This window comes from Coprobacillus cateniformis, from assembly GCF_009767585.1.
In the GTDB taxonomy this organism is placed as follows: Bacteria; Bacillota_I; Bacilli_A; order Erysipelotrichales; family Coprobacillaceae; genus Coprobacillus; species Coprobacillus cateniformis.
The window spans coordinates 1-2,851 of sequence record NZ_WSNW01000012.1 but is presented as its reverse complement, the minus strand read 5'-3'; the positions used below and the strand labels follow the sequence as shown (position 1 = coordinate 2,851).

At 28.5% G+C, this 2,851-nt stretch carries 5 protein-coding genes; all 5 read right to left on the bottom strand.

Annotation, left to right across the window (positions count from 1 at the left end; genetic code table 11):
- Positions 1 to 346: 346 nt before the first annotated feature.
- Positions 347 to 607 (bottom strand): DNA N-6-adenine-methyltransferase, encoded by a 261-nt coding sequence (locus tag GQF29_RS19085; RefSeq protein ID WP_412361738.1) that lies wholly within the window; start codon positions 605 to 607, stop codon positions 347 to 349.
- Positions 541 to 777 carry a hypothetical protein gene (locus GQF29_RS18470; RefSeq protein WP_029158275.1) on the bottom strand — a complete coding sequence of 79 codons (237 nt, stop codon included), beginning with the start codon at positions 775 to 777 and terminating at the stop codon, positions 541 to 543. The genes GQF29_RS19085 and GQF29_RS18470 overlap by 67 nt, the downstream gene beginning before the upstream one ends.
- A 5-nt stretch (positions 778 to 782) precedes the next feature.
- Positions 783 to 1,193: a hypothetical protein gene (locus GQF29_RS18100; protein ID WP_008789435.1), complete on the bottom strand. Its 411-nt coding sequence runs from the start codon at positions 1,191 to 1,193 to the stop codon at positions 783 to 785.
- Positions 1,194 to 1,251: 58 nt separating this feature from the next.
- On the bottom strand, positions 1,252 to 1,476 hold the full coding sequence (locus GQF29_RS18095; protein ID WP_008789434.1) for a hypothetical protein: 225 nt from the start codon (positions 1,474 to 1,476) through the stop codon (positions 1,252 to 1,254).
- Between the two features lie 430 nt (positions 1,477 to 1,906).
- A complete protein-coding gene (locus tag GQF29_RS18090; RefSeq protein WP_236916512.1) occupies positions 1,907 to 2,641 on the bottom strand; it encodes a rolling circle replication-associated protein in 735 nt (244 codons plus the stop codon).
- Between the last annotated feature and the right edge of the window lie 210 nt (positions 2,642 to 2,851).

Here is a 2,851-nt window from a genome sequence, read left to right as displayed (position 1 = left end):
TTTACTAATTCTCCTAGATAATATTTGTTACCGATTTTTATCTCTTCTCTTTCTAATGTTTTGATATATTTTCTTGTTAATAGCATTTTATATGCTCCCTTCTTTCTTGATTTGTTTTCTATCTTTTTAATTATTTAACATTGATATAAATGTCTCCATTTCTAATATTTAAAAAATCAATTTCAAAACTATATAAATTTTTAGTTTTTGGAAATTCCCACACATAGAAACACTCAATAAAATCTAAATCTCTTTGAACAAAAATTCTTGCGTTTTTTGCTACGTGTAGCAACTCCTATTATGTTTATAAAATTTTCAATGCTCATTTTTTCTACCTCTCTTTTTATTATTTTTTAAATATAACTATCATTGATGGGAACGGTGCAGAATTTGCACTATTGCCGAATTTCAAGCGACCTTTAATAAATCTAATTTCAGCATTAGGATATATATACTTGTGAAAATATCTTTTATCAGTCCTTGAGGGTATCAACATAACAACTAACGTATTTTCTTTTCTTGATTCTTCATAACATTTCTTTACCCATTCAGCTGTTTCTTTTCTACCATAGGGTGGATTACAGAAAAACTCTGTATCCTTGCCAATCCTGATTTAATCCGTTTTCTAACTTGGTAAAATATTTTTCGCATTTTGCATTTTTTTTCTGTACAACATGGATCAAGATTGAAATGAAATTCCTGATTTAATTCATCAAACAATTTTTGAGGTGTTTCCCACTCAACCGTTTTTGATGTATATAAAGCACTACTTACCATTTTCTTTAAATGCCTCCCTCGTAATTAATATTTATAAAATAATTATTATCATATTGATGATAAACAACAGTATAGTTCTCATCTGTTAACTCTTTTAAATTAGCAGACATAACGCCCATAATCCGATGTGAATTTCCCTCCATAACCACCACACCATTTAAACTAATATTAATCATTGCTGTATGATTTACTTTTCTTATTTTTCTTATTACATCTAAGACGGTTGAATCTATAGCTTGACGCTTGCGTTTTTCAAAAAGCTGATCGATAAGTTTTTTTACATCATCAGTGTTCTTGATTCTCCAACCGTCTTTAATAGATTGCTCTATCATATTTAACGCCATTTCTTCGGTATAAGCTGTGAGAGTTGTTTTCTCTCTTGTGTTAGGGTTTCTTAATTGAATTTTGTATTCCATATTATTTTTTATCTCCTTTTTTTAAGATAGGCTCATTTGAAGTTAAGCCTTGACATTTTTAACATTTAAAGCATTTGCCATCAAAATACTCTCTAGCAGTTAATTCTTTACTTTCGAATTTTTTGCCATCTTCATATTCACCAAGAATTTTAAAACCTTTATCAGTTGAAATTTCTTCACAATTAAATAAACTAATAAATTTTATTTTTCTCCAATCACTAAACATTTGAAAATCATCAGCACTTACAACTTCTTTTGTTTTTGTATTAATAATCATTTCCATTTTCAAACCCTCCGTTTTTTGTTTTGGTATTTCCTTTACCTTACAATTATATTATATCACGTTTTCGTGATATGTCAACACTTTTACATAACTTTTTAGTGATATTTATTTACTATTGAATTATATTATATAACTATGTTAAAATAATAACGAAAGGAGTGATTTAATATAATTACTGATAAAATAAAAGGGTTATTAGAAATCAAAAAATCAGGAATCACTGAATATGCAAAATTCACTAATAGAAGTCAGCCAAATATTTCAAACAAAATAAAACGTGATTCTTGGAATGTTAAAGATTTAATTTTATTAGCAAAAATGACTAATACAAAATTATCTTTTCTTGACGAAGATAATCAACCCATCATATTTTTAAATGAGAAAGATTTAGAAGAAAACAATGACTAACTCAATAGCCATTGTTTTTTTATTAGCTTATAATGCTTATTTCACTTTCATCATCATCTTTTTGGATCAGTTTCATGTAACTGATATTTCCAACTCTTTCAACAAAATATTCGGCACTAAATTGCAATTCGTTTTTTGTATCGGTTAAAAATTTAAAGATAAGGTCTTTATCCATACTGATTTCTTCAACTGGTTTCTTTAATTTCTTGCTAGGAAAATATGAACGCTTACCTTTCACACACAATGTATCATCTTTGCTTAAATAATTAACGAGATAACCGGATATATCTGTATAGTCTTGAATCTTTCTTATATCTACAATGCCATGTTTCCAAACTTTATCTTGTAAAACTTTTTGAGGAATATAAGGACAATTAAATAACAACACGTGAAAGTGAATATCTTTAGTTGCTTTGCTTGGGTCTTCTAATCTGTCACCGTTTTGTATTTCCATTACGGCGATATACTGAATTTCATCACCGTAATTATAGCGAAGATTTTTTATAAACGATTTAAACATTCTACACGCTTTTTCTCGGCTTTTTAATTTCGGACATGTAAGTGTTAAAAATTTATCCTGTTCCTCATATTGTCCTAAATTGCTATTGATTACACGTCTTAGTCGTTTCTGCGTTCGACGTAAATTGTTATCAAGTTTTTGAACAGGCGCAAATTCTTCAACCACATCTTTCATCTCCTCTTCTTTTTTATCTTTCTTTTCATTTTCTGTAATATCCCAGTCGTTGATGATTTTCATTAAATCATTTGTTTCTTTTGTCTTTCTTTTAAAATTCTTGTCTTTATAAATATAAAGCTCAATATGTTTTCCACTCTTTACAGCTTTATAACAATATTCTTCACAGCTACCCTTATTCTCTGTTTTGTGTCTTAAGTTGCACATTAATAAATAGAAGTAAAGATAGGCTCGCTACGCTCCCCTATCTTTGTGCAACGCTCCGCGTCTTTC

Excerpts from the sequence above, each read along its gene's own strand:
- GQF29_RS18095 (WP_008789434.1), bottom strand. The coding sequence starts at position 1,476 with ATGGAAATGATTATTAATACAAAAACAAAAGAAGTTGTAAGTGCTGAT.
- GQF29_RS18100 (WP_008789435.1), bottom strand. The coding sequence starts at position 1,193 with ATGGAATACAAAATTCAATTAAGAAACCCTAACACAAGAGAGAAAACA.
- GQF29_RS18470 (WP_029158275.1), bottom strand. The coding sequence starts at position 777 with ATGGTAAGTAGTGCTTTATATACATCAAAAACGGTTGAGTGGGAAACA.
- GQF29_RS18090 (WP_236916512.1), bottom strand. The coding sequence starts at position 2,641 with ATGAAAATCATCAACGACTGGGATATTACAGAAAATGAAAAGAAAGAT.